This is a genomic window from Pseudoalteromonas sp. TB64 (assembly GCF_000498095.1).
GTDB lineage: Bacteria > Pseudomonadota > Gammaproteobacteria > Enterobacterales > Alteromonadaceae > Pseudoalteromonas.
Window position 1 is genome coordinate 1 of record NZ_AUTQ01000142.1, and the last position, 22786, is coordinate 22786.

Annotated in this window: 19 protein-coding genes and 2 pseudogenes; 5 read left to right on the plus strand and 16 right to left on the minus strand. The window is 38.3% G+C overall.

Annotated elements, in window-relative coordinates:
* Positions 1-646: 646 nt before the first annotated feature.
* A complete protein-coding gene (locus L647_RS0111285) occupies positions 647-2299 on the plus strand; it encodes a tetratricopeptide repeat-containing response regulator (protein ID WP_024611199.1) in 1653 nt (550 codons plus the stop codon).
* An 11-nt stretch (positions 2300-2310) separates the two neighbouring features.
* Here L647_RS0111285 and msrB read toward each other — a convergent pair whose 3' ends face one another.
* From msrB to L647_RS0111335, 10 genes and pseudogenes are all read right to left on the minus strand, one after another.
* Positions 2311-2751 carry a peptide-methionine (R)-S-oxide reductase MsrB gene (gene msrB / locus L647_RS0111290; protein WP_024611200.1) on the minus strand — a complete coding sequence of 147 codons (441 nt, stop codon included), beginning with the start codon at positions 2749-2751 and terminating at the stop codon, positions 2311-2313.
* A gap of 129 nt (positions 2752-2880) precedes the next feature.
* Positions 2881-3321, minus strand: coding sequence for a hypothetical protein (locus tag L647_RS0111295; RefSeq protein ID WP_024611201.1), 441 nt, complete (start codon positions 3319-3321; stop codon positions 2881-2883).
* A gap of 2 nt (positions 3322-3323) precedes the next feature.
* Positions 3324-3842: a DUF2919 domain-containing protein gene (locus L647_RS0111300; RefSeq protein WP_024611202.1), complete on the minus strand. Its 519-nt coding sequence runs from the start codon at positions 3840-3842 to the stop codon at positions 3324-3326.
* A gap of 10 nt (positions 3843-3852) precedes the next feature.
* The gene (gene ligA, locus L647_RS0111305; RefSeq protein WP_024611203.1) at positions 3853-5871 is read right to left on the minus strand and encodes an NAD-dependent DNA ligase LigA; all 2019 of its coding nucleotides are present in this window, start codon (positions 5869-5871) and stop codon (positions 3853-3855) included.
* 80 nt (positions 5872-5951) lie between these two features.
* On the minus strand, positions 5952-6722 hold the full coding sequence (gene zipA, locus L647_RS0111310; protein ID WP_024611204.1) for a cell division protein ZipA: 771 nt from the start codon (positions 6720-6722) through the stop codon (positions 5952-5954).
* Between the two features lie 70 nt (positions 6723-6792).
* A complete protein-coding gene (locus tag L647_RS0111315; protein WP_024611205.1) occupies positions 6793-10194 on the minus strand; it encodes an AAA family ATPase in 3402 nt (1133 codons plus the stop codon).
* Between the two features lie 68 nt (positions 10195-10262).
* Positions 10263-10994, minus strand: coding sequence for an RNA methyltransferase (locus L647_RS0111320; protein ID WP_024611206.1), 732 nt, complete (start codon positions 10992-10994; stop codon positions 10263-10265).
* Positions 10995-11070: 76 nt separating this feature from the next.
* Positions 11071-13103, minus strand: a pseudogene (locus L647_RS01000000124075) (FUSC family protein).
* Between the two features lie 10 nt (positions 13104-13113).
* Positions 13114-13974, minus strand: a complete 861-nt coding sequence (locus L647_RS0111330; protein WP_024611207.1) for an HlyD family secretion protein — start codon at positions 13972-13974, stop codon at positions 13114-13116.
* A 5-nt stretch (positions 13975-13979) separates the two neighbouring features.
* Positions 13980-14183: a DUF1656 domain-containing protein gene (locus L647_RS0111335; protein ID WP_024611208.1), complete on the minus strand. Its 204-nt coding sequence runs from the start codon at positions 14181-14183 to the stop codon at positions 13980-13982.
* A gap of 385 nt (positions 14184-14568) precedes the next feature.
* On the opposite strand from L647_RS0111335, the gene L647_RS0111340 reads away from it, so the two are divergent.
* Genes L647_RS0111340 through L647_RS0111350 form a run of 4 tightly spaced genes read left to right on the plus strand, consistent with a single transcriptional unit; the run spans position 14569 to position 17094 of the window.
* The gene (locus tag L647_RS0111340) at positions 14569-15678 is read left to right on the plus strand and encodes a YjgN family protein (protein WP_024611209.1); all 1110 of its coding nucleotides are present in this window, start codon (positions 14569-14571) and stop codon (positions 15676-15678) included.
* A 9-nt stretch (positions 15679-15687) separates the two neighbouring features.
* Positions 15688-15972: a hypothetical protein gene (locus L647_RS1000000126415; protein WP_253948870.1), complete on the plus strand. Its 285-nt coding sequence runs from the start codon at positions 15688-15690 to the stop codon at positions 15970-15972.
* A 26-nt stretch (positions 15973-15998) separates the two neighbouring features.
* Complete coding sequence (locus L647_RS01000000124080; protein WP_253948871.1) at positions 15999-16709, plus strand: M48 family metallopeptidase; 711 nt, start codon at positions 15999-16001, stop codon at positions 16707-16709.
* The gene (locus L647_RS0111350; protein WP_024611210.1) at positions 16696-17094 is read left to right on the plus strand and encodes a DoxX-like family protein; all 399 of its coding nucleotides are present in this window, start codon (positions 16696-16698) and stop codon (positions 17092-17094) included. Before L647_RS01000000124080 ends, L647_RS0111350 begins: the two co-directional genes overlap by 14 nt.
* Before the next feature lie 72 nt (positions 17095-17166).
* On the opposite strand, the gene speB is transcribed toward L647_RS0111350, so the two are convergent.
* From speB to L647_RS0111380, 6 genes and pseudogenes are all read right to left on the minus strand, one after another.
* A complete protein-coding gene (gene speB / locus L647_RS0111355; RefSeq protein ID WP_007583987.1) occupies positions 17167-18090 on the minus strand; it encodes an agmatinase in 924 nt (307 codons plus the stop codon).
* Positions 18091-18093: 3 nt separating this feature from the next.
* A pseudogene (speA, locus tag L647_RS01000000124085) lies at positions 18094-20005 on the minus strand (biosynthetic arginine decarboxylase).
* Between the two features lie 487 nt (positions 20006-20492).
* Positions 20493-20891, minus strand: a complete 399-nt coding sequence (locus tag L647_RS0111365) for a hypothetical protein (protein WP_024611211.1) — start codon at positions 20889-20891, stop codon at positions 20493-20495.
* 104 nt (positions 20892-20995) lie between these two features.
* The gene (locus L647_RS0111370) at positions 20996-21226 is read right to left on the minus strand and encodes a hypothetical protein (RefSeq protein WP_024611212.1); all 231 of its coding nucleotides are present in this window, start codon (positions 21224-21226) and stop codon (positions 20996-20998) included.
* 27 nt (positions 21227-21253) lie between these two features.
* Positions 21254-21682 (minus strand): hypothetical protein, encoded by a 429-nt coding sequence (locus L647_RS0111375; RefSeq protein WP_139015439.1) that lies wholly within the window; start codon positions 21680-21682, stop codon positions 21254-21256.
* Positions 21683-21821: 139 nt separating this feature from the next.
* Positions 21822-22691: an MYG1 family protein gene (locus tag L647_RS0111380; RefSeq protein WP_024611214.1), complete on the minus strand. Its 870-nt coding sequence runs from the start codon at positions 22689-22691 to the stop codon at positions 21822-21824.
* Positions 22692-22786 lie beyond the last annotated feature (95 nt).

The window sequence follows — 22786 nt, forward strand, 5'->3', positions numbered from 1 at the left end:
AAAATAGCATCGCCACTCTTTACAAGTAATGGCGAGAGTCAACGGCTCCAGTCCAGTATCACCCACCACATATAAATTAGCTCACCTATAAATAAAATAGCATCGCCACTCTTTACAAATAAAGGCGAGAGTCACTAATTCAAGTCCAGTATCACCCACCACATATAAATTAGCTCACCTATAAGTAAAATAACATCGCCACTTTTTACAAATAAAGGCGAGAGTTAAATAAAGTCGCCAAGTCTAGTACTAACCACTACGTATAAAACTGTAAAACACCCTTCTTATAAATAATCTTAAATTAATATTAATCTCAGTATACAAACTATTAAATATCTTCTCTTAAAATAATTATGTTTATAATTTATGAGTAGCTACTTGCATATCAAAACCCCAACCGCTCCATATATAAATATTTTTACTTCGCCTGTAATAATCTTTAACTAAAATTAAATATCCACAGTTATGTGCTACCAGCCTTGCTTGTATTGCATTTAAAACTGATGTTAAAAACCGGACTTTTTTAACCATATAAACGTATTAGGCAAAATTAAGTACCTAATAAATACAGCTATCATTTAAATTCCCTTGTAAGCAGTTAAACTGTTGATTATAGTCTGTGTTAAATATAATAACGCTTAAGCCAATGCCAACTAAGATCTATTCAAAAGCCAAAATACTTATAGTAGAGGAGCAACCGCTTGCTCAAAGCTATATGAAACAATCGCTAGAAAGACTAGGCTTTCGGCAGTTGCGCTTTGCCGATCATGCAAGCTCAGCAAAAGAGCACTGCTTAAGTGAAGAATTTGATTTAATTGTTTGCTCATTTAATCTAAACAAGCAACAAGACGGCTATCAACTTTATGAAGAACTACGTGTTAAGCATTTAATTAAGCACTCTACTGGCTTTATTTTTATATCTGCTGAAACAAGCGGCTCTCTTGTGCACAGCGTACTTGAATTACAGCCTGACGATTTTTTAGTAAAACCATTTACAGTACAAGAACTTAAAACTCGTATTGAGCGAATTTTAAAAAGAAAGCACGACCTACAAACAGTGTACGCACTTATTGATGACGGTAATGATTCAAAAGCAATTAAATATATAGACACGGCGCTTGATAAAAAAAACAATAACTACAGCCCAATTTTATTACGCTTAAAGGGCGACGCCCTACTTCGTTTAAATAGAAATCAAGATGCGAAAGGTTTTTTTAAATCGGTTCTCGATATTCAAAAATTTGCTTGGGCAAAGGTAGGGTTAGTTGAAGCTTTAATTGCAAATAATGAACATATTTTAGCGCAGCGTATGCTTAAAACAATGCTAGAGCGCCAAGAGACACGTTTAGTAGCACTTGATTTATTAGGGCAATTAGAAATAAAGCTAAATCAGTTTGAACTAGCTCAAGAGTTTTTAAGTGAAGCCGTTAATATTGCTCCGCGTAATATTTCTCGTCAAAAATCACTAAGTAATGTGTCGCTTATTAATCACGATTACGAAAAAAGCTATCTTACACAAAAAGATATCGCTAGTTATGCAAAACATTCAATACATGACCACCCCGACGTGTATTTAAATGCAGCCCGTGCTGGTATCGATTTTGCGTTAACAACAGATCAAACAGACCAAATACAACGAATTTCTAGACAAACTAATCAATACATTAATGATTTAAAAAAGCAGTTTCCTAACAATGCTAATCAGGCGCAAATTGATGTACTTAATGCACGATTACATTATTTAAAAGATGAACATAAAAAAGCAAAAAAACTAATTGAACAACTCGACGATGACGACACGCATATTCGCTCTGTTGATGGCGCACTCGATAAAGCTAAAGCGTTCCACGAGTTAGGCTTTCATCAAAAAGCACAGAATTTATTTACTCAAATAATTAGTCATTGTGAGAGGCACCCTGTCGTTAGCGACACCACCTATTTACGTTATATTCAGCAGCAACAAAGTGAACGTCGCGATATTAAAATGGGTCCGAAAGAACTTAATAATCATGCTGTAAATCAATTTAATAAAGGGCAACTCAGCACTGCATTAGAAGCCTTTACACAAGCTTTTAGAGTCATGCCTCGCAATGCAAGCATCGCGCTTAATTTACTACAGTGTTTATTTGATTCGACTAAACAGCAAGGTAACTCATTTAATACAGAACTTGCTAAAAGATGCTACGCCCTGCTTAATAAAGCTCAGTTACAAAGCGAACAGACGCAGCGTTTAGATAAGATTTTACATACAGCAAAAGAAATGGGACTAGACCTTAGTACAACCTCTAACCCCAAGTAACAAACGTGGTATTAAAGCTTTTTCATCGACAGTGCATTTACACAATATCGTAAGCCTGTAGGTAATGGTCCATCAGGGAAAATATGTCCTAAATGTGCATCACAAACATTACATACAACTTCAACACGTTCCATGCCATGGCTCATATCGCTAATGTAACCGATAGCTTCTATCGTTGCTGGCTGTGTGAATGAAGGCCATCCCGTACCACTATCAAACTTCTCATCTGCATCAAACAACAAGTTATCACAACAAATACATGCGTATTTACCCGGTTCTAATAATGTGCAGCTACCAGAGCTGTGAGGGCGTTCAGTGCCCTTTTTACGTGTTACGTAGTATTCGTCTTCAGAAAGTACTTCTCGCCATTGCTGGTCGGTTTTAACAACCTTTTGAGCTGGCGTAGGATTGCCATTATTGGCAAAATTAATAACATCATTCCATTTCAACATAACAGCCTCATTGAATAGTTGGTTAGTTATAACCAAATGTGACAAGAGTAAAATAAAGCTTGGCTTAATAAACCAACGCTATATTAATACCCAACTAATCATTACATTATCGAATAGGCATAAATTGGCTTAATCAAATGTAATGGTTTGTTTTTCAGAATCGGTAAGAATACGTTTTAAAAATGTGTCTAGTTCAACTTTTTTAGCCGGTAAACTAGCACTAAATTGACGCTCGTTATTACTGTGTATTATTAGTTCGTCGTCTTTAATCGTTATACGCTCAATACTTTCAATGATGAGCCAATCTGGACCGTGCTTTTTATCAAAAAATCCCATCAAACTAAAAAGTAATAAGTGTTGGGCGTCTCGCTGAATAAAATCCTCTAACCTGTTTCTTGATTTAAATAAAGGCGTTAACCTATAAACGCTTGAGCAAAAAACAAATACCCATAACCCAAATAACGCTTTAAACCACATAAACTCTAAAAGCTCAGTGCTAATCATTAAAATAATAAGCACAAAGCCTATTATCGATATAGCTATCGCTATTTTTTTATTTACGGCGTCCACAACTAATCCCTTTTAAGTCGCTTTTTTTCTTCTGATGCCTTTTCTGTCGGCTCAGGCCAATCATTAAAAAACACTGTTAAATAGCGGCTTTTCACCAAATACCATAATACCCATAAAACAATCATCATTTGTACTGCTAAAAATGATGAAAATCGATAATGGCTATGCGCTGCTTGAACACTTAACCATGTTAAATCAACAACTGCACATAAAATAAGAGGCCAGCGCATATGTCGCCATATTTTTTCTAACCTGTCGCTCGCACTGTGTGAATCTCGTGGTCTGCGTAAACAAAATAAAATAGTCGGTATTATTGCAATACTTCCAATCGCTATTGCGATAAAAAAGTCATTTTTATTTTTAAAAAATAACGACATTAAATCCAGTTCAGGTCGGCGACTTAACGCCGCAATAACCCAAATAAAATAAGAGCGCAATAGTACCAATACACTTAAATGAAATGCGATGGGTGTACGATAACTTCCATACTTATCCCAATATTCTGGTCCGTATCGGCTCATTGTTATTTACCTAACCATTATGCTTTATAAGCAGTTCTATTAATTCGTCTTCAGTTAGTATGTCTATACCTAGGTCCTGCGCTTTAGTTAGTTTTGAACCTGCTTTTTCGCCTGCCACTAATGCATCAGTTTTAGCAGATACACTACCTGACACCTTAGCACCTAATTGTTGCAAACGTGCTTTTGCATCATTACGATTTAGTGTATTTAGCGTACCAGTAAGCACATAAGTAAGCCCAGCAAGTGGTTGTTCTTCTTCTGAAGGCGCACTCAGTTGTGGCCAATTTACACCTTGCTCTACAAGTGCATTTACAACAGCTAAATTATGCTCTTCATCAAAAAAGCCACGAACATGAGCCGCTACTATTTCGCCTACATCACTTACTTGCGTTAAACTATCAATGCTGGCATTTATTACATTTTCAAGTGTTAGAAAGTGATTAGCTAAATTTTGTGCTGTTGCTTCCCCGGCTTCACGAATACCTAGTGAGTATAAAAACTTCGCAAGCGTAGTTCCTTTAGCTTCTTCAAGTGCTGTTACCAAGTTTTTAGCTGACTTAGGTCCCATACGCTCAAGAGACTCAAAATGCCCTTGTTTTAATATAAATAAATCAGCGGGTGTTTTTATAAGTTCTCTGTCTACAAGCTGATCAACAATTTTATCGCCAAGACCATCAATATCGAGAGCTTTGCGCGATGCAAAGTGTTTAATTGCTTGTTTACGCTGTGCAGGACATACAAGTCCACCAGTACAACGCGCTACGGCTTCGCCTTCGACTTTTTCAACGTGGGAGTCACAGATTGGGCACGTTATAGGAAACGCTATGTCGCGTGCATCATCAGGTCGGCGCTCAAGCACGACTTGTGTTATTTGCGGGATCACGTCTCCTGCACGGCGAATAATAACCGTATCACCCACTTTTACACCTAAACGCGCGATTTCGTCGCCATTATGAAGCGTTGCATTTGATACCGTCACGCCACCTACAAAAACAGGCTCTAAACGAGCAACCGGTGTAATTGCCCCCGTACGACCCACTTGAAACTCAACATCTAACAATTGTGTTATTTCTTCTTGCGCCGGAAACTTATACGCAATAGCCCAGCGAGGAGCACGAGCCACAAAGCCTAAACGCTCTTGTAGGGCTTTTTCATTTATTTTTATTACTACGCCATCAATTTCGTATTTAAGTGAACTACGGCGCGTTAAAATATCGCTGTAGTACTCAAGCGCGGCTTTTGGACCTTCAACTAATTTTGTTTCTGGGCACAGAGGTAAACCCCAATCAGTCAACTTTTCTAATTGCTGATAATGATCCTGGGGAATATTGCCATCGGCAACAAGCCCAGTGCTATATGCGTAAAACATGAGTGGGCGCTTAGCGGTAATTTTAGAGTCGAGTTGTCGTAAGCTACCGGCTGCTGCATTACGTGGGTTAACAAATACTTTATCGCCACGCTTTTCTGCTTCAGTATTTAGTTTGTCAAAACCTGCGCTATCCATAAATACTTCGCCACGCACTTCAAGCTCTTTCGGATAATCGCCACGTAACTTAAGCGGTACATTACGAATTGTTTTTACATTTTGAGTAATGTTTTCACCAGTAAAACCATCACCTCGAGTCGCTGCTTGTACAAGCACACCATCGCGATAAATAATTGATACAGCTAAACCATCAAGTTTTGGCTCACAACAAAAAGTAAGCTCATCAGTACTCATTAAACGCTCTTTTATACGGCGATTAAACGCAGTGAATTCTTCTTCACTAAACGCGTTATCAAGCGATAACATAGGCACTTGATGCGCAACTTGCTCAAATTTACTTAACGCAGCTCCACCTACTTTTTGAGTAGGTGAATCAGCCGTTAAAAATTCTGGATGTTCGTTTTCCAGAGCACTTAGTTCACGTAATAATCTATCGTATTCGGAATCGGGAATACTGGGAGTATCGAGTACATAATAATTGTAATTGTGTTGCTCTAATATGGTACGAAAATGATTAATTTGCTCACTAATGCTGCTAGACATTTAAACCTCAAAAAAACATAAAAAAAGCCACTTTGACGAGTCAACGCCCAGTGGCTTACAAAATATAACTTGTGCGCTAATTACGCAGAAAATGCACGAACCTGTTCAACATAAAGACGAATACGGTCTACTGTCATTTCTTGGCGTTCAGCATCTAAAATTTGTGCACCAAATTCATCGCTAAGCTTTTTAGCTGCGCTGTGCAACATGTTAAATGCAGCTAAGCCATCACCTTCACACGGTAATGTCATAAATAAGCTAACCCCAGCGGTACTAAATTGTTCCATATTATCAATATCGAACGTGCCTGGGTTGTACATATTTACCAGTCTAAATAAAACAGGACCTTGCCCAGCTGGGTCAATATGTCGATTAAAAAAGCCTTCTTCAGAGTACTTAAAGCCTAATGTATTTACTGCAGGTAATAATTTACTACCTTGCATACTAAGTCCATCAGGCATTTGAATATGTACTATCACAAAGTCAGACATAGCCGCAGGCTTCTCACCATCACTTTGCTCAACAACTTCTGCTGGCTCATCAACAATCGTTAGGTCGTCTTCAATTGGCGTTTCTGGCACATCTATTTCTATTTGTGGCTCATTGGTATCGAAGTTTAACTCACCAAATTGTGGCTCATCACGCTGGTTTATCTCAGGCTCTTTCACCTCAGCTTTAACACGAGGAGAGTGTGATTTGATCGGCGCACTTTCTTGCGACGGTTCAACCCGTTCATCATTTGATACTTCTGGGCGGTCTTTTTTTCTAACTGACCATAGACCATGTATAAGTAAGCCACCAATGACTACTACACTGATAATGATTAAAACCCACCTTAATTGTTCGGCCATCCCCTCACCTTTTATTATTTGTTATGCCTAGACCCATGTATTACTTAAAATAATACACTTTCTATAAAAATTATACATGTGCAAGTTGCACTGCTTGTTCAATATCTACAGCAACCATACGTGATACACCTGGTTCTGCCATAGTTACACCTGTTAACCTGCCAGCCATTTCCATCGCAATTTTATTATGACTAATATAAATAAACTGCACTGATTGTGACATTTCTTCAACCAAACGGCAAAAACGTACTACGTTGGCATCATCTAATGGCGCATCTACTTCGTCCAGCATACAGAAAGGAGCTGGATTGAGCCTGAATATAGAAAACACTAATGATAATGCGGTCAGCGCTTTTTCTCCACCACTTAACAGATGTATTGTTGAATTTTTTTTGCCTGGTGGTCGTGCCATTATACTAACACCACTTTCGAGTAAATCGTCACTGGTTAATTCTAAATACGCACTACCACCACCAAAAACTTTAGGAAATAGCTCTGCAAAGTCTTCATTTACCTGATCGAAGGTGGCTTTAAAGCGTGTTTTAGTCTCACTATCAATTTTACGAATTGCACCTTCAAGCGTACTTAGCGCTTTTGTTAAGTCATCTAATTGATTATCAAGATAATCACTGCGTGCTTTAGCTAAATCAAATTCTTCAATTGCCGCTAAGTTTACTGCGCCTAATTTTTCTAGCTGATTAGTAAATCCGGTTAACTGATTTTGCGCTGCACTTAAACTTAGTGAGTCTGGTAATTCATCAAGTATCGTTTTTAAGCTTTGCTTTAGCTCTTCTAATGGCTCAAGCGCAGCCTGTGCTTTTATAAGCAAGCTTTGTTCTTCAATTGTTAACTTTTGATGCTGCTCTTGCAAGCCCACCAGCTCACCTTGTGAATTTTTAAGGCTTATTTGCTTGGTGTTTAAGCTTTCTTTAGCTTGAATTAATTCTTTTTGAAGTAATACCAAGGCTTGCTCACCTTTTTGATGCTGCGCTAAAAACTGCGTTATTTTATCGCTAAGCTCTTGCTCTGGTATAAGCAGCTCTTCTATTTCATTGAGTAATTCTTGTGCACCTTCAAATGCACTAATATGCTCTTGCTCTGCATGGGTCAATTTAGTTTTGCTTAACTGCCATTCACTGCGTGCTTTTTGTTCAGTAAGCGTTGCTCTATGCGCTTGTGTTTTATATTGCTCAAGCATGCTTAATGCTTCGCTATAACTTTTATCACTTTGTGAGCGCAGGCTATTTGCAGCGTCTAGCTCATCCGCTAAGCTAAGTTGCTGATCATTAAAAACGTCAAATTGCTCTGTTTGCTCATCAAGCACGGTATTTAATTGCAAAAGCGCAGTGGTTAATTGCTGTTTTTGTTGCTGTAGTTTTTCTAATTGCAGCTTAAATTGCGCTACTTGCTGCTTAAGCATGTCGCTTCGTGTACTGGCTACCGCTATATTTTGCGCTAACTGATGTATCGCTTCTTTTAGCTCACTTTGCTCGTTAGTTAACTTCGCTTGCTGAGCTGTATTCCCATCAAGCGTTAATGTTACTTGTTGTAGCTCATCCTCGGCATCAATTAACTGCTGAGCTTTATCCTGCAATTGCTTATGTTTTAAAAGTAATGAGTTTTCTGCGTTACGATCAGCACTTACATGCCAGTTACGACCATGCATTGCACCGTTTTTATCCATAACAGCTATATAAAAATCATCATTTAACAGCGTTAAATCACCGCTCTCGCTATAAGCAATACGCGTTAAATGATCTGGATAAATACCGCTTGTTATGAACGCCGCTAAGCTATTTTCAGCAATGTGCTTACCACTAATTGGCCACACACTATTATCAGCTTGCTGCTCACTTACATTTAAGTGCTCTAACGATTTAAGTGCCTGCTCTATTAAATGCTCAAAACCCTCTTTAACACTTAACTGACTAAACAACCCATTAGCATTAGAGGTTTCTTCATCAAGTCCTAATGTACTTTTAAGCCCCGTTATACTGGCTTTTAACTCATTTACTTTTTGAGTAAGTATCGAGTGCTTCTTTTGTGCGTTATTAACAAGCGCGTTTTGTATTTCAAGCTCAGCGCTACAATGTGTATGCCCAGTTTGTTTAATGGCAAGCTCTTGAGTTAATACTTGTGTTTGCTGTGTTTGCTGCGTTAATTGCTGTTCTACATCGCTACTTTGTAGCTCAGTAAGCTGCGCATTTAACTGATTACGTTGCTCGTTAACGTGGCTTATTTGCTGTTGAGTTTGTTTAAGCTGACTGCTATGCAGTTGTGCATTATTATTGAGTTGTTGTTGTTGCTCACTCAAAGTTTGCCAATGGGTATAGCGGTGCTGCTTAAGTGCTAATAATTCCTCAAGCTCATGCGTTAACTTCCTAACTTGCTCTTCGCACATTAACGCGTTTTCACTTGCCTCTTGAAGGGTTTCATTTAATTGTTCACACACAATTTGCTGCTGCGTTTTAATCTCAGTACTCTGAGTTTGACGTAGCTGTAATTTAATTAAATTTAGCTTAAGCGTTTGGATTTGTTGCTTTACATTTATTTGCTGTTGCTCAGCGCGGGTAAGCTCGGTGTGTATTACATGTTGCTGGTGCTGTGCGTCGCTTAGTTTATCTTGCTGAGCTTGTACTTGCCCTTCTAAGCTTGCAAGTACATCGTCGTGCCCTGAGTTAGCGGTTTTAAAAAACGAAATTTGATCGTTCAGTTTTTTAATTAGAGTGCTTTTTTCAAGTTGCTGCTGGTGTAACTTTTGCCATTTTAAAACCGCAATTTGCCCTTTTAATGTGCGTTCTTGCGCTTTTAACTCACGGTATTTTTTTGCATCAACCGACTGCACAGCCAATTTATCTAACTGGCTTTGCAGCTCTTTACGCACATCTAACAAACGCTCAAGGTTTTCGCGGGTGCTTTTAATGCGTGTTTGTGTTTCGCGGCGGCGCTCTTTGTATTTAGAAACACCAGCAGCTTCTTCTAAAAATACGCGTAATTCTTGTGGTTTACTTTCTATTAAGCGCGAGATCATCCCTTGCTCAATAATCGCGTAACTACGCGGACCAAGACCGGTGCCTAAAAATATATCGGTAATATCGCGCTTACGGCATTTACTGCCATTTAAAAAGTACAGCGATAGCCCGTCGCGCGTTACTAAGCGCTTAATCGCAATTTGGTTTCGATCAGCAAATGTGTTTGAAGAGTTACCTTTATCGTTATCAAAAACAAGCTCTACAGAAGCTTGCGATATGGCTTTACGATTAGTTGAACCATTAAAAATAACGTCGGTCATGGCATCGCCACGCAGGTTTTTTGCAGAGCTTTCACCTAGCACCCATCGTACTGCATCAATAACGTTAGATTTGCCACAGCCATTAGGGCCTACAACACACGTCATTTGATCAGGAAATGGAATTTTAGTGGGCTCTACAAACGATTTAAAGCCCGCTAATTTAATAGTGCTTAAGCGCATCTTATTGTTATTACCAATTTATTATTGTTATTTGCCATAAACAATTTAACCCATAATTTACTAATAGATTAAGCTTGTCGTTTAAAGTTATCTAAAATGATACCAGTCGCCATTGCAACATTAAGTGACTCTGCACCACCAAAAGCGGGAATGGTTATTTTATTGGTAACTAAATTTGCACATGTCTCGCGTATACCATGCGACTCACTGCCCATTAGTAAAACGCCTGAGCCCGTAAATTGGGTTTTATGTACACTTTGTCCATCTAAAAAAGCACCGTAAACAGGTAAATTTAAAGACTGTAAGTAATCAGGTAAATCTACTTGGCTTACCGATACCCTTACAAATGAGCCCATTGTGGCGCTAATTGTTTTAGGGTTGTAAGCGTCTGCGCTGTCGGTGCTAGTTACTATATGTTTAATACCGTACCAATCGGCTACTCTAATTATAGTGCCTAAATTACCAGGATCAGATACGCCATCAAGCGCGAGTATTAAGCCATTTGCTTGTGGTAAAGCCGCCTTTGGCATATCAACAATAGCAATGGCTGCATTATTGCTAACTAATGTGCTTGCTTTAGTGAGGGTCTCTTCATCCGCTTCAATAAAATTAGTGTGCTGATACTCACCTTGGTACGCATTTATAAATTCATCAGTAGCAAAAATATTAACCGCATTTAATGGGCTGTTTAATAACTCAAGTACGTTTTTTTCACCCTGTACAAGGTATTGATTATATTGCTTTCGGTACTTTTTTTGGCCAAGTTGGCGAATAAGTTTGAGTTGGTTTTTTGAAATCATAACAGCCCCATAAAATTGTCCATCAAGTATAACAGATTTCGTTATAACATCTGAACTCGAAAAGCAGTGAATAGGGTTAATTTATCTTGCTGGCACTTCTTTCAAAGGTCAGATTAATACGAATAAACATCCCTTTTATTGCCTCTAATTGGTTTGAATCACCAACAGATGCGGCTAATTCGTTATAAAGATTATCAGACGCTTGCTTAAAGTTTTCATCAAACTTACCTTTGGTAGCCAGCATAAATGCATCAGCCAACGTGCGTTGCCACTCATTTAGGTATTTTAGCTTTGTGTCACCAGCAAGGTTTTCGCAAATTGATTTTAATCGCACTGAGGCATGCCCTAAGTTTAGACCGGTTAGAGCCAAATCGGTAATAGCGCGTGAGTGTGAACCCTGATCGTAATTAGTTAAACGTATTAACCTATCTGCCATACGGCGGTTGTACCAAATACTCGGAGTTTGATGGGTATTTATTTCGAGTAAATCTTTATAAGTAGCCTTAAAAACACGATGAACAAGTAACTGAACACTTGGTCCTGTAAATAACTGAAAAATCCAAAATAAAATACTCACGCCAGCAAAAATAGCGATTGCAGAACTAAGTGTATAATCAATTGAAAACGCTAGGCTCATGTCCGTGCTTGGTCTAACCAAAATAGTAAATGGAATACAAAACCCTAAGCCGTATGGCAGCGTTTGTTGATCTGCGAGCAGCAGCAAACCCAAAAAATACGGACCGGCTAAAACAAGCAATAATATTTCTAATTGCCCACCACTTTGCGATAGTAAATTTAGCGCATAAAAAATAGTCACAAAAGTAGCAACAATTATACCTGCCAATAAGCGTTTAATGACCACCTGTAAAATTGCCAAGGGTATTCGCGCCAGCATTATCGAAAATATTACGGGTAAAATCATAATTAATAATGCAGCTGAAGAACCTGTATTAATCCAAATAAATGCGCCGATAGAGAACACCAAAGCAGTTCTAAATCCAACTATAATGCCAGCTAATGGGTCACGATATGTAAGCATACTGGGTGCATTTAATAATGTTTTATCGCGTTGTTCTAAAGCTCTGTATGCGCGTAGTAAAATTGTTAAGTCGGCTGCTACTTCTAAGCTCACATTGAGCATGTGAGATTCAAATGGCGAATCACACACCGTATTTGCTCTATAGTCGGTTAGCTCTTTACGCAGTGTTTTAACTTGTTCGGCGCAGTAATCAAAATCGTCAGATTCTTTAATTTGCGCGAATATGTGTTTAAGTTTACTTATTAATTTGCCTAATGTAGGAGTAATGAGGTCTGCGTGGTTTCGTTGCAGACGACCAATTATTTGAATTGAAGCCAGTAAAGAAAGTACTTTTTGCGACAATTGATTTGCAGCACGCGAGCGCCCTGGACCTTTTGGTCCTTCGTACCTTACTGCGCTAGAGTCTTCGTTTATAGATCCTAACGTTGCCATAATGCCATCTATTTGTTGATGACGATTTTCGTGCGAGCCTTTAGAATCAAGCTCAGTTACTAAATAATCTAACGTTTGATTTATAACCGACCGCGCTTGAACTTGCAGTAAGTGTTTAACTTTTACAGGCCAAAATAAATGGCTCACAAGGCCTGCACATATTGAGCCTATTACTATTTCACTCACGCGCGCTTGTGCAATATCAAATATGCTTTGACTGCTTACCATTGCCGGAGTAACCATGACTAAAAGTACAATAATAGCGGCTGNCCTGCCATAGCAAACGCATAAACAAAGTTTGCTTGGCGTACCATTGCCGATAACGCAGAGTTTACCCCCAACCATAATGCAAGTGCACCGAGCGCTAAATAAGGGTAAAGAATTAGCTGAGTTAAAAGCAATATGCCAAATAAACCACCCACTATGGTGCCTATTATTTGGCAAATTGCTTTTTCAATAACCAATCCGCTTTGCGGGCGTAATTGCAAAAATATAGCCGAGACTAGCGCCCAATAAGGTCTTTCAAGATTAAGCCACATAGCAATAGTAAGCGCCATTACCATGGCTATAACGCCTTTAATCGCGAAAATGATTGACTGCTTTTTAGGAAAAAACAAATTTTGTAATACAACGCCCACAGTCTTCCCCTTAACGTGTAGCGAGATGTATTGTGGCGGTCATTCCTGCACTAAGCTGAATATTTTCGGGTAGTGTGTCTAATTTAATATCAACAGGAATACGTTGCGATAAGCGCACCCAATTAAATGTTTGTTGCACTTGCGGTAAAAGTTGTCCGTTACTTTGTGTATTCGTATTTGCAATTGCTTTACCTACACTCACTACATGCCCTGTTAATTGCTTACCACCACTTAAAAGCGCTATTTTAGCTTTTTGATCAGGATAAATAAGCGGTATTTTACTCTCTTCAAAGTAACCCGTTACGTAAAACGAATCTAACCGCACGATAGCAAACACAGGGGTGCCTTGAGCTACATAGTTACCTTGGCGTAAATTCAGATTAATTATTTGCCCCGATGCAGGTGCAACTATTTGCGTTCTATCAACATTTAATTGCGCAATTGTTTGCTCTGTTTTAGCTAAGTTATAATTTGCTTCGGCAATTTTGGTGTTAATACGTGTTGATTCTAGTGTTTCTTCACTTATTGCTTGTTGGGTGCTTAGCTCAACACGCCTTTCGTATTTATGTTTAGCAAGTTCCCATGTATATAGCGCATTTTCTGTATTGGCTTTACTTTTATCAAGCGCTGCTTGGTAACGCTTTTGATCAACATTAAAAAGAACTTCGCCTTTTTGTACGTTTTGACCATCTTTAATATTTAAAGTTGTGACCCAACCCGAAACGTCTGGAGCAACTGTAACTATGTCTGCTCGAATGCGACCGTCGCGCGTCCAAGGAGTATGCATGTAGTCTGTCCAAACCCAACGCCCAGCAAAAACCGCAGCTATAACAACCACTATAGTAAAAGTAATACGCAGATATTTAATCATTCAATTTATCTTCCACTTAGTAAATAGACGGCGAGTGCCAAGTAACAAACAAACAGTGACACTTCAAACCAAGCCACTTTCCAAATACGATCGTGCCAATCTAATCGATGCAAAACAAAACGAGTCAGCGCGGTTAAAATAAACGCAATTGGGAAATAAACAATCAGCGGGCTAAATTCTAATCCCCCCAAAACTACCGCGTGAAGCATAATAAGTATCCTAATATTATTTTAACGATGATAAGCACCAACAATTTCATTTAACTTACAGCACTATAACGGTAACAATTAATTATTTTGATATATAAATCAACTTACTTAAGTGTACCTAGGCGCGCTTAATACATAATTAATAACGTTATATTTATAATACAACTAACTCTATTTATAGCTGTTTAATTAAATATTAAAAGGTAAGCAAGTTTAAAAATACGACATGTAACAATATTTATTTATGGAGCGTATTAAATAATGAGTGTAAAAACCTATGCACTGCCTATTTTTGGTGCTTGCAGCAAAGCTACAAACATTATAAATATTGAATTTTGCACTAAAAATAGGTAAATTAACAAAAAAAAACATGGATATAATTTTAATGGAATCAATACACCCTACCCCCTCTGAAACAACCTCATCAATAAATAAACCAGCTGAACCAATTTTTAGTGGAAAAGTGCAGTTTAGTGGTAAAGGCGGTGAGTTTTTTGGTATTTGGATTGTAAATATATTACTTAGCGTTATTACGCTTGGCATATACTCAGCGTGGGCTAAAGTACGCACACATCGCTATTTTTACGGTCACACTCGTATAAACGGTCATAGCTTTGACTACCTAGCAACTCCAATACAGATTTTAAAAGGTCGGATTTTAGCGGTTATTGTGTTTTTTATTTACACATTTTCTATTAGCTTTATGCCTATATTAGGTCTATTTTTTGTTCTTGGTTTTATATTTTTAATGCCGTGGATTATTAATCAAGGTTTACGTTTTAATATGCGCATGACGCGCCATCGTAATGTTCGTTTTGCTTTTAAAGGCAATTACGGCGAAGCCTTTATTAACTTTATACTTTTGCCTATCGCCAGCATATTTACACTTTATTTATTAATGCCGTATGTTATAAAACGTATTGATAGCTATATCCATAGCAACATTAGTTACGGCGACAAACCACTTACTGTAAACCTAAAAGGCGAAACCTATTACCTAACAGCGCTTATATGTTTTGTGGTGAGCTCTATCACTATGGTTGTATTTATGGGGATTTTAGGGTTATTTGGCCTCAATTTATTAGATGTTGAAAATCAACAAAATTTAGAAAGCTCCCCTGCAATGCTTATGCTATCTATACTTATGATGATTGCCTATGTGCTGATGATTGCCATTGTTTCTGCTGTATGGCATGCCGCTATTAGAAATCATATTTTTGATAACAGCCATTTTGAAGGCGTTGCTACATTTAAATCAGAGTTAAAACCAGTTCCTTTCGCTGTTTTACTATTAACTAATATGTTGGCTATTGTATTTTCTTTAGGTCTTGCATACCCATGGACAAAAGTACGTACATCAAAAATGCTCGCTGATGTAACTAACGTCACTATTTATCCTGGCGCATTAAACCTAATCGATACCGCGCAAGAACAGCAATCATCATTTGCTGAAGAAGCTGCAAACGTATTTGATATCGACCTTTCTTTAACTTAAGAGCTCACCATGCATGTAAAGGGACATTTTTTCCCCATCGCATCGAGTAATTATCAGGTGTGTGTTGCAACTATTAGCGACACACACATTGAAATTATCAACGATGAACACGTTATAGCTCGCCACGCAATCTCAAGTCTTAATTTAAGTTCGGGAATGGCCGGACTTGCCGACGAACTAAACTTTGAAGATGGCAGTCGTTTTATCCCTCTTGATGTAAATTACAGATGGCCATTTAAAGCAAATAACCATCACGTAATGGAACGCCTTGAAAAAGTAAATGGGCAATTTTAGCCGCAGTCATATTTACACCGCTCTTTATGTGGTTAGTACTTTATAAAGCCGTACCCGCCATTGCTGTTTACAGTGTTGATACCCTGCCACGTAATGTTGTAGAACAAATGGGGGAGCAAAGTTTTACACTAATTAAAAAGATTGCGCTTGACCCAAGTGAGCTGCCCGCAGAGCAACAAGCTAAAGTACAGGCACATTTTAAAAACATGCTTAATAAGCTTTCGCTTGATCAATCGGTTTATAGGTTATCGTTTTATAAATCAGACAGCTTTGGTGCTAACGCATTTGCGCTACCCCATGGTCGTATAGTGGTTACTGATGATTTGGCAAATTTACTTGCCGATAAACCCAATGCCTTAAAAGCGGTATTACTACACGAAATGGGTCATGTAGTGCATCAACATAGCGTACGTATTACAGCTCAATCTGCCGCAAGTACTATTGTGTTAGCGGTTGTATTTGGTGATTTAGAAGGTGTTGCCGAAGTAGCGTTAGGTACAGGTGCATCGTTTGCTCAGCAAGGATTTTCACGTGATATGGAACGCGAGGCAGATACTTTTGCACTCACCCAATTGGAGTTGTTAGGGTATTCAAGCAATGACTTTGCTGATGCGATAGAAGCACTGCAAGAAAGTCATACTAGCGAAAACAAACACCTCGAAAAAGTAAATAACTTATTAGAGTACTTATCTAGCCATCCAAGTGCACAAGAGCGTATTGATAATGCCAGAAAGTAACACGTTTTATATTCAACTTGCTCGTTACATAGTAAGTTTAAGTTGGATATATCATGGCTTTTTCCCAAAGCTTTATCATATTGCACCGCTTGAAAAATTAATGACTGGCAGTGCTGGTTTTTCACAGGAAGTGTCTGATTTAATTACGCGTTCGGCAGGAGTCGGCGAAATTATATTTGGCTTGTGTTTAATTGTATTTTATAAAAATAAGCACCTGGTAGCTTTAAATATATTGGCGCTTGTGGGGCTTTTATTTGCTGTAGTTATAATGCAGCCGCAATTGCTTATTGAAGCATTTAACCCTGTAACCACTAACCTCCCTCTTATTGGGCTGAGCGTTATATGGTTAAAAGAAATTGCCGTATTAAATAAAATAAGAACTTAAATTAATCTAACTTATAAGAGCAAAAAGGGTATGCCTGCGCATACCCTTTTTTGTAGTACTTAATTTGTAAAATTAGTACTTATTTTTATGCGTCCACAAATGCAGTAATTCGCTCGCAATGGTTGCTGCGGCAATAGCGGTAAGCTCGCTTTGGTCATACGACGGTGATACTTCTACCACATCCATACCTACCATGTTTATGCCTTTTAGCGCACGCAGTACTTTAAGTACTTTATCTGACGTTAAACCACCACAAACAGGAGTGCCTGTACCAGGCGCAAACGCAGGGTCTAAACAATCTATATCAAACGTTAAGTAAACAGGTAGGTCACCTACCCGTTCAAGTATTTGCGCTGCAATATCATTTGCATGTAAATCGTTAGCTTGCATTGCATCAATTACAGCAAACTCATGTTTGCTTTGATCAAAGTCGGTACGAATACCTATTTGTATACTGTGCTCAACATCAATTAGCCCTTCCATTGGCGCATGGTAAAACATAGTGCCGTGATCAAATCGCGAGCCATTGCTATAGGTATCTGTGTGCGCATCAAAATGTACCAGCGCCATTTTGCCATGTATTTTTGCATGAGCACGTAATAACGGAAGCGTCACAAAGTGATCGCCCCCTAAACCTAATAGCGTTTTACCTTGGCGAAGTATTTGCTCAGCAGCCATTTCTAGTTGCGCAGTAAAATACTCAGGATCGCCAACAGGGTAAGTAAAGTCCCCTGCGTCTGCCACTTTTAAGCGCTCAAACAACGGGAACGTCCACGGGTACTTAGTGTCTTCCCATGCTAAATGAACCGACGCACGACGAATCGCATCAGGACCTAAACGTGCACCAGGGCGACCCGATGTCGCTAAATCAAACGGTAAGCCTAAAACAACTACGTCAGCGTCAATTGCATTAATGTTTTGCACCATAGGACGACGTAAAAACGTCATCCCATTTGAGTACAATGAGTGATCTGCGTGACCAAACAAAGTCGACATTGCTTATAACTCTTCTAAATAAGTGTAGCCATCAAGGCCGCTTTGCAACTCGTCTAAAACGCTTTGCTGTTCGTGTTTTTCAATTTTTGCGCTTACCAACTGCTCATATGATTTCTGAAAACTTTCAACATCTAAATGTACATATCGCATCATATCAGCAACAGTGTCACCTTGGTTTATCTCAGTAATGCTTGCAACGCCTTGCTCATCCATATTAACAATCGCGCTGTGCGTATCGCCAAACAGGTTATGCATATCACCTAAAATTTCTTGATAAGCACCCACCAAGAAAAAGCCCATTAAATAAGGTTTATCAGCGCTAAACTCTGGCACTGGTAATGTGCTTTCAATACCTTGTCCATCTACGTAATGCTCAAGTGCACCGTCTGAATCACAGGTTATATCAAGTAATACAGCACGTTTTTTTGGTGCTTCAGTTAAGCCACTTAATGGCAATACCGGAAACACTTGATCAATGCCCCATGCATCTGGAAGCGATTGAAATAACGAGAAGTTTACAAAAAACTTATCGGCTAAACGTACGTTTAACTCGTCAATAATAGGACGATGAAAACGGTTTTTATTATCCATGTGCTTGTTAAGTTCATAACAAATACGAATATTAATTTGTTCAGCCCACGCACGCTGCGATAAGTCTAATAAACCTAATGCAAACTGGTTATGCGCTTCAGCTAAGTCGCCTTGGCTGTCGTGATAAATTTCAATTAATGCACGGTCATCCGTTAAATCAGTTAACTGCACAAACGATGCCCACATATTTTTTAATAAAAGGGGTGCATCTGCCGCTGGCGCTACTAACTCTTCTGGCGTATAGCTTTCAGTACCAATAACATTGGAAATAAGCACAGCATGATGCGCTGTAAGCGCACGACCCGACTCAGAAATAATAGTCGGCATTGGTTGCTCATATTGCTTACATGTATCACCAATGGTGTACACAATGTTATTTGCATATTCAGCTAAGCTGTAATTCATAGAGTTATGCGACTGGCTACGCGTGCCGTCGTAATCAACAGNAACCGCCGCCTACATCAAGACAATCAATTTCTGCGCCTAATTTACGTAGCTCACAGTAAAAACGCGCAGCTTCGCTTACACCTAAACGTACGTCACGAATGTTCGCCATTTGTGACCCTAAGTGAAAATGTACTAGCTGAAGTAAATCAAGCTGGTTTGCGTCTTTTAAACGATTAACTACATGCAAAACTTGCGATGCAGATAAACCAAATTTTGATTTTTCGCCGCCACTCGCTTGCCATTTACCTTTACCTTGCGATGCTAAACGTACACGAATACCAATGCGTGGTTTTACGTTAAGCTCTTTTGCTTGGCTAAGCACCATGTCTAGCTCAGAAAGCTTTTCAAGCACGATATACACTTTATGACCTAGCTTTTCGCCAATAAGTGCTAAACGAACGTATTCTTTATCTTTGTAGCCGTTACATACAATAACAGCGCTGGTTTTTTCAGCCAGTGCTAGTACCGTAAGTAATTCAGGTTTGCTGCCTGCTTCTAAACCAAGTTGCTTTTTTTCTACTTGTGCTTGGCTTGCTACTATTTCTTCAACCACTTCACGTTGTTGGTTTACTTTTATTGGGTAAACTAATAAGTAGTCTTTAGGGTAACCATAGTTTTCAATCGCTGTATTAAATGCGCCGCATAAGCTGTGTACACGATGGTGTAAAATTTGCGGAAAACGAACTAAAGCAGGTAAGCTTAAACCTTTATCTTGTAGTTGCTTTGCGATATCTGTTAATGCAATGGTTTGCTCTGGGGCATGAGCCTTGGGCGCAACATACACATCACCTTGATCATTAATACCAAAAAAACCTTGGCTCCAATGACGAACATTGTAGCTCGTACGAGCTTGTTCTAGTGATGTTGTCTCTTTCATTTATCTTTCTCTTTTATTTAATTAATGCCGACTCGGCTAGTGCCGCGCATTAAAAGAAAAATAGACATTCAAGTCCAACAAGTATTTTTACTCGTAACGAGTGATTTTTAATGTTGATAAAACGACCAATCACGTATTGCTCGCTAGCGCATATAAAACAGGACTTTGATGATTATTAAAGATAAGAAAAATTGTAAAAAATGGCTGTTTTTAAATGACTCATTATAAATTTTATTAGTAAAAATGAGTTACACCATTCAATAAAATTAATCTTGAGTTACTTTGCTTATAGAATTTACTTTTGATGGATTAGAGTAAGGTGTTCTCAACGCCTCAAATTACTGCTATTTAGCCAACGTGTTGTGACCAAGTAATACCTATGTATTCTGCAACGTGAATAAAAACTGCACGTCAAAAACACTTAGCCTACATCCACCAGCACCAATAACCGCTCACAACTACTTATGAGTATTATATAACTGGCTCTTTATTTAACTATTATTGGCTTTTTATCTATCTCTGTCATATTTTCAACCGTAGATAAACCATACCCACCAAACAGTAGAGGTGTAGTGTTTAAGTTCAACTTATAAGTGCAGTGCATTGTAGATAATTTATGTGGGTTAATTGTCCAGAGCTTTTTATAATCGTTAGCACTTATATAAAAATGCTCATTATTATTAACTAAGTGGATGACTTTGTTTCTTAAAATAATCGTTTCAAAGAACCCCCGAAAATTTACATTTGCATTAATAAAGGCAAATACAACTTCCCCTTCAATACGTTTTTGCTGTTGAGATTTAGGCAACCTATAAATTAAAAAAACAAAAAATAAGTAGCTAGCTGCTATACATACAAAAATAATCACAAGGCATGAAATGTTCATCTTTTTCCTTATTTGAAACAAGCGCTAGTTAGGTATTCAAATTAAAACTTTAGAGCACCTTATTACAGTAAATAGATAATTAGCGTGCGGGATTTTGTGACGTTTTAATAAGGATAAGGTAGCCATTCTTGCCAATTAAAGCTTTCGTTATACATCTCATCAACTATATCCATATACTCAGATTTTGTAGCTAGGAGGTACGCTTGCCTCTCTTTTGGGCTCATATAGGCAAGCCAATATGGGAGATAACCTGGATAGTCTACCCCAAACATATCTTCAAAAAATCGGCTTTCAGGAAGCTCAAGGGTGATTTCATTATGAGTAAGCTTTGGCATAGCGTTAATTTACCCTATTGTTAAAAATTAATATTCCGGCCACATATCTGAATCGTCTATTAAAGTTAACGTTTTCAAATCAAAATATGCACACACATTATTAATTGCCATAGCCTTATGTAAGCTAACGCTTTTAAACGATGATGACTCTAGTGCTGTATATAACCACGATGCAACTTCAATATCTGTAGCTCTTGATATGTCTTTGTAAAATTCAGAATCCATGTAGTTGTCAATCAAGTCTTCTAAAAGCTGATCTAAAACAGAAAGTTCGCCAAAATCCATTCCTGGTTTATAAATCTCATTTGCATCATTTGTCATGTAAGTAAACGACAGGTTGTAACGACTACCAAGAGGGATCCAGATTACAATTTTATCTGCCTCATCGGGTATACCCATTTTATAGATGGATTCAAACGCAGCAGTAAGCTCGGTAGTATGGCTTTTTAAAACCATTCGTATTTCTTTCAATGCAGATTCTATTTCCATCAAATTCCCTTTACAAACATAAAATTGAGAATAGATACTATCGTAATTAATCATTTTACAAGCAAGTATCTATCTCAAAATTTTATTTAGGTATTAATTTTAGCTTTTATTCAGCAAGCGCCATAGTGGCAAGTTTCATTGTGCTTTCAAACGACTTGGTACCCGCTATAAATAAACCGTTGTGACAGAACACGGCATCGGCAATACCTGTTTCATCTACAAACGCTTGATCAGATAAACCAGACCACGCTTTAGGCAACGATTTTCTATCTTCAAACGAGCCAGGCTCAACGGGTACTGTTTGTAATATCCATTGCCCAGAATGCGATGGGTAAACCATGTATAGTGCGTCACTTGATAAAATATGCACTGTTTTTTTCCACGGTGTGTATTTTTCAAGCACGATTACTCTGGCATCGTCTGCATTTTCAATTGCTTTGGCGACAATCTCTTTTGCATTTACGCTACCGTGAGCTGAGGCGATAAAACGAATAAGCATACGAGCTGCAAATTCAACAGCTTCATCAAAACAGGTATCAAAGTTACTTTCTTCTTCCCATGTAGGGTTAAACATTGAAATTGTTTGGCTCAAGCTTATCCCTTTTGATACACCCTCAACATGACCACAATCAATGGCGTCAATAGTTGAAACTAAGCCTGAATCCACTCTATCAGCAACGGCTTGGTTATCATCACACAGCGCTAAGCCATACTGTTTCCACACTAAACCAAACGACGAAAAAGGAATACCATTTTCACGCTCACCAGCACCACCACGTTGGTGATGATCAAAACGATTCGTTTCTGGGTCGTATTCGCCACCTACATCAATTACAAAGTCGGCACTTTCTATAAGCGCTTTATCGCGAGTACGTACTAGTTTAAACGCTGGTAAAACATGTTTAAGTACTGCAATACTAAAAACGTCATCCGCATGAAAATTACCGTTGTGAGTTACTACTGTTATGTCTGTCATTGGTTTAGTGTCATTTTTAGAAAGGATAAGAAAGTCTCGCTATTTAAACGTTATGGTTTGAAGTATTTCAGGGAAATATAATAAGGTGGATTTTA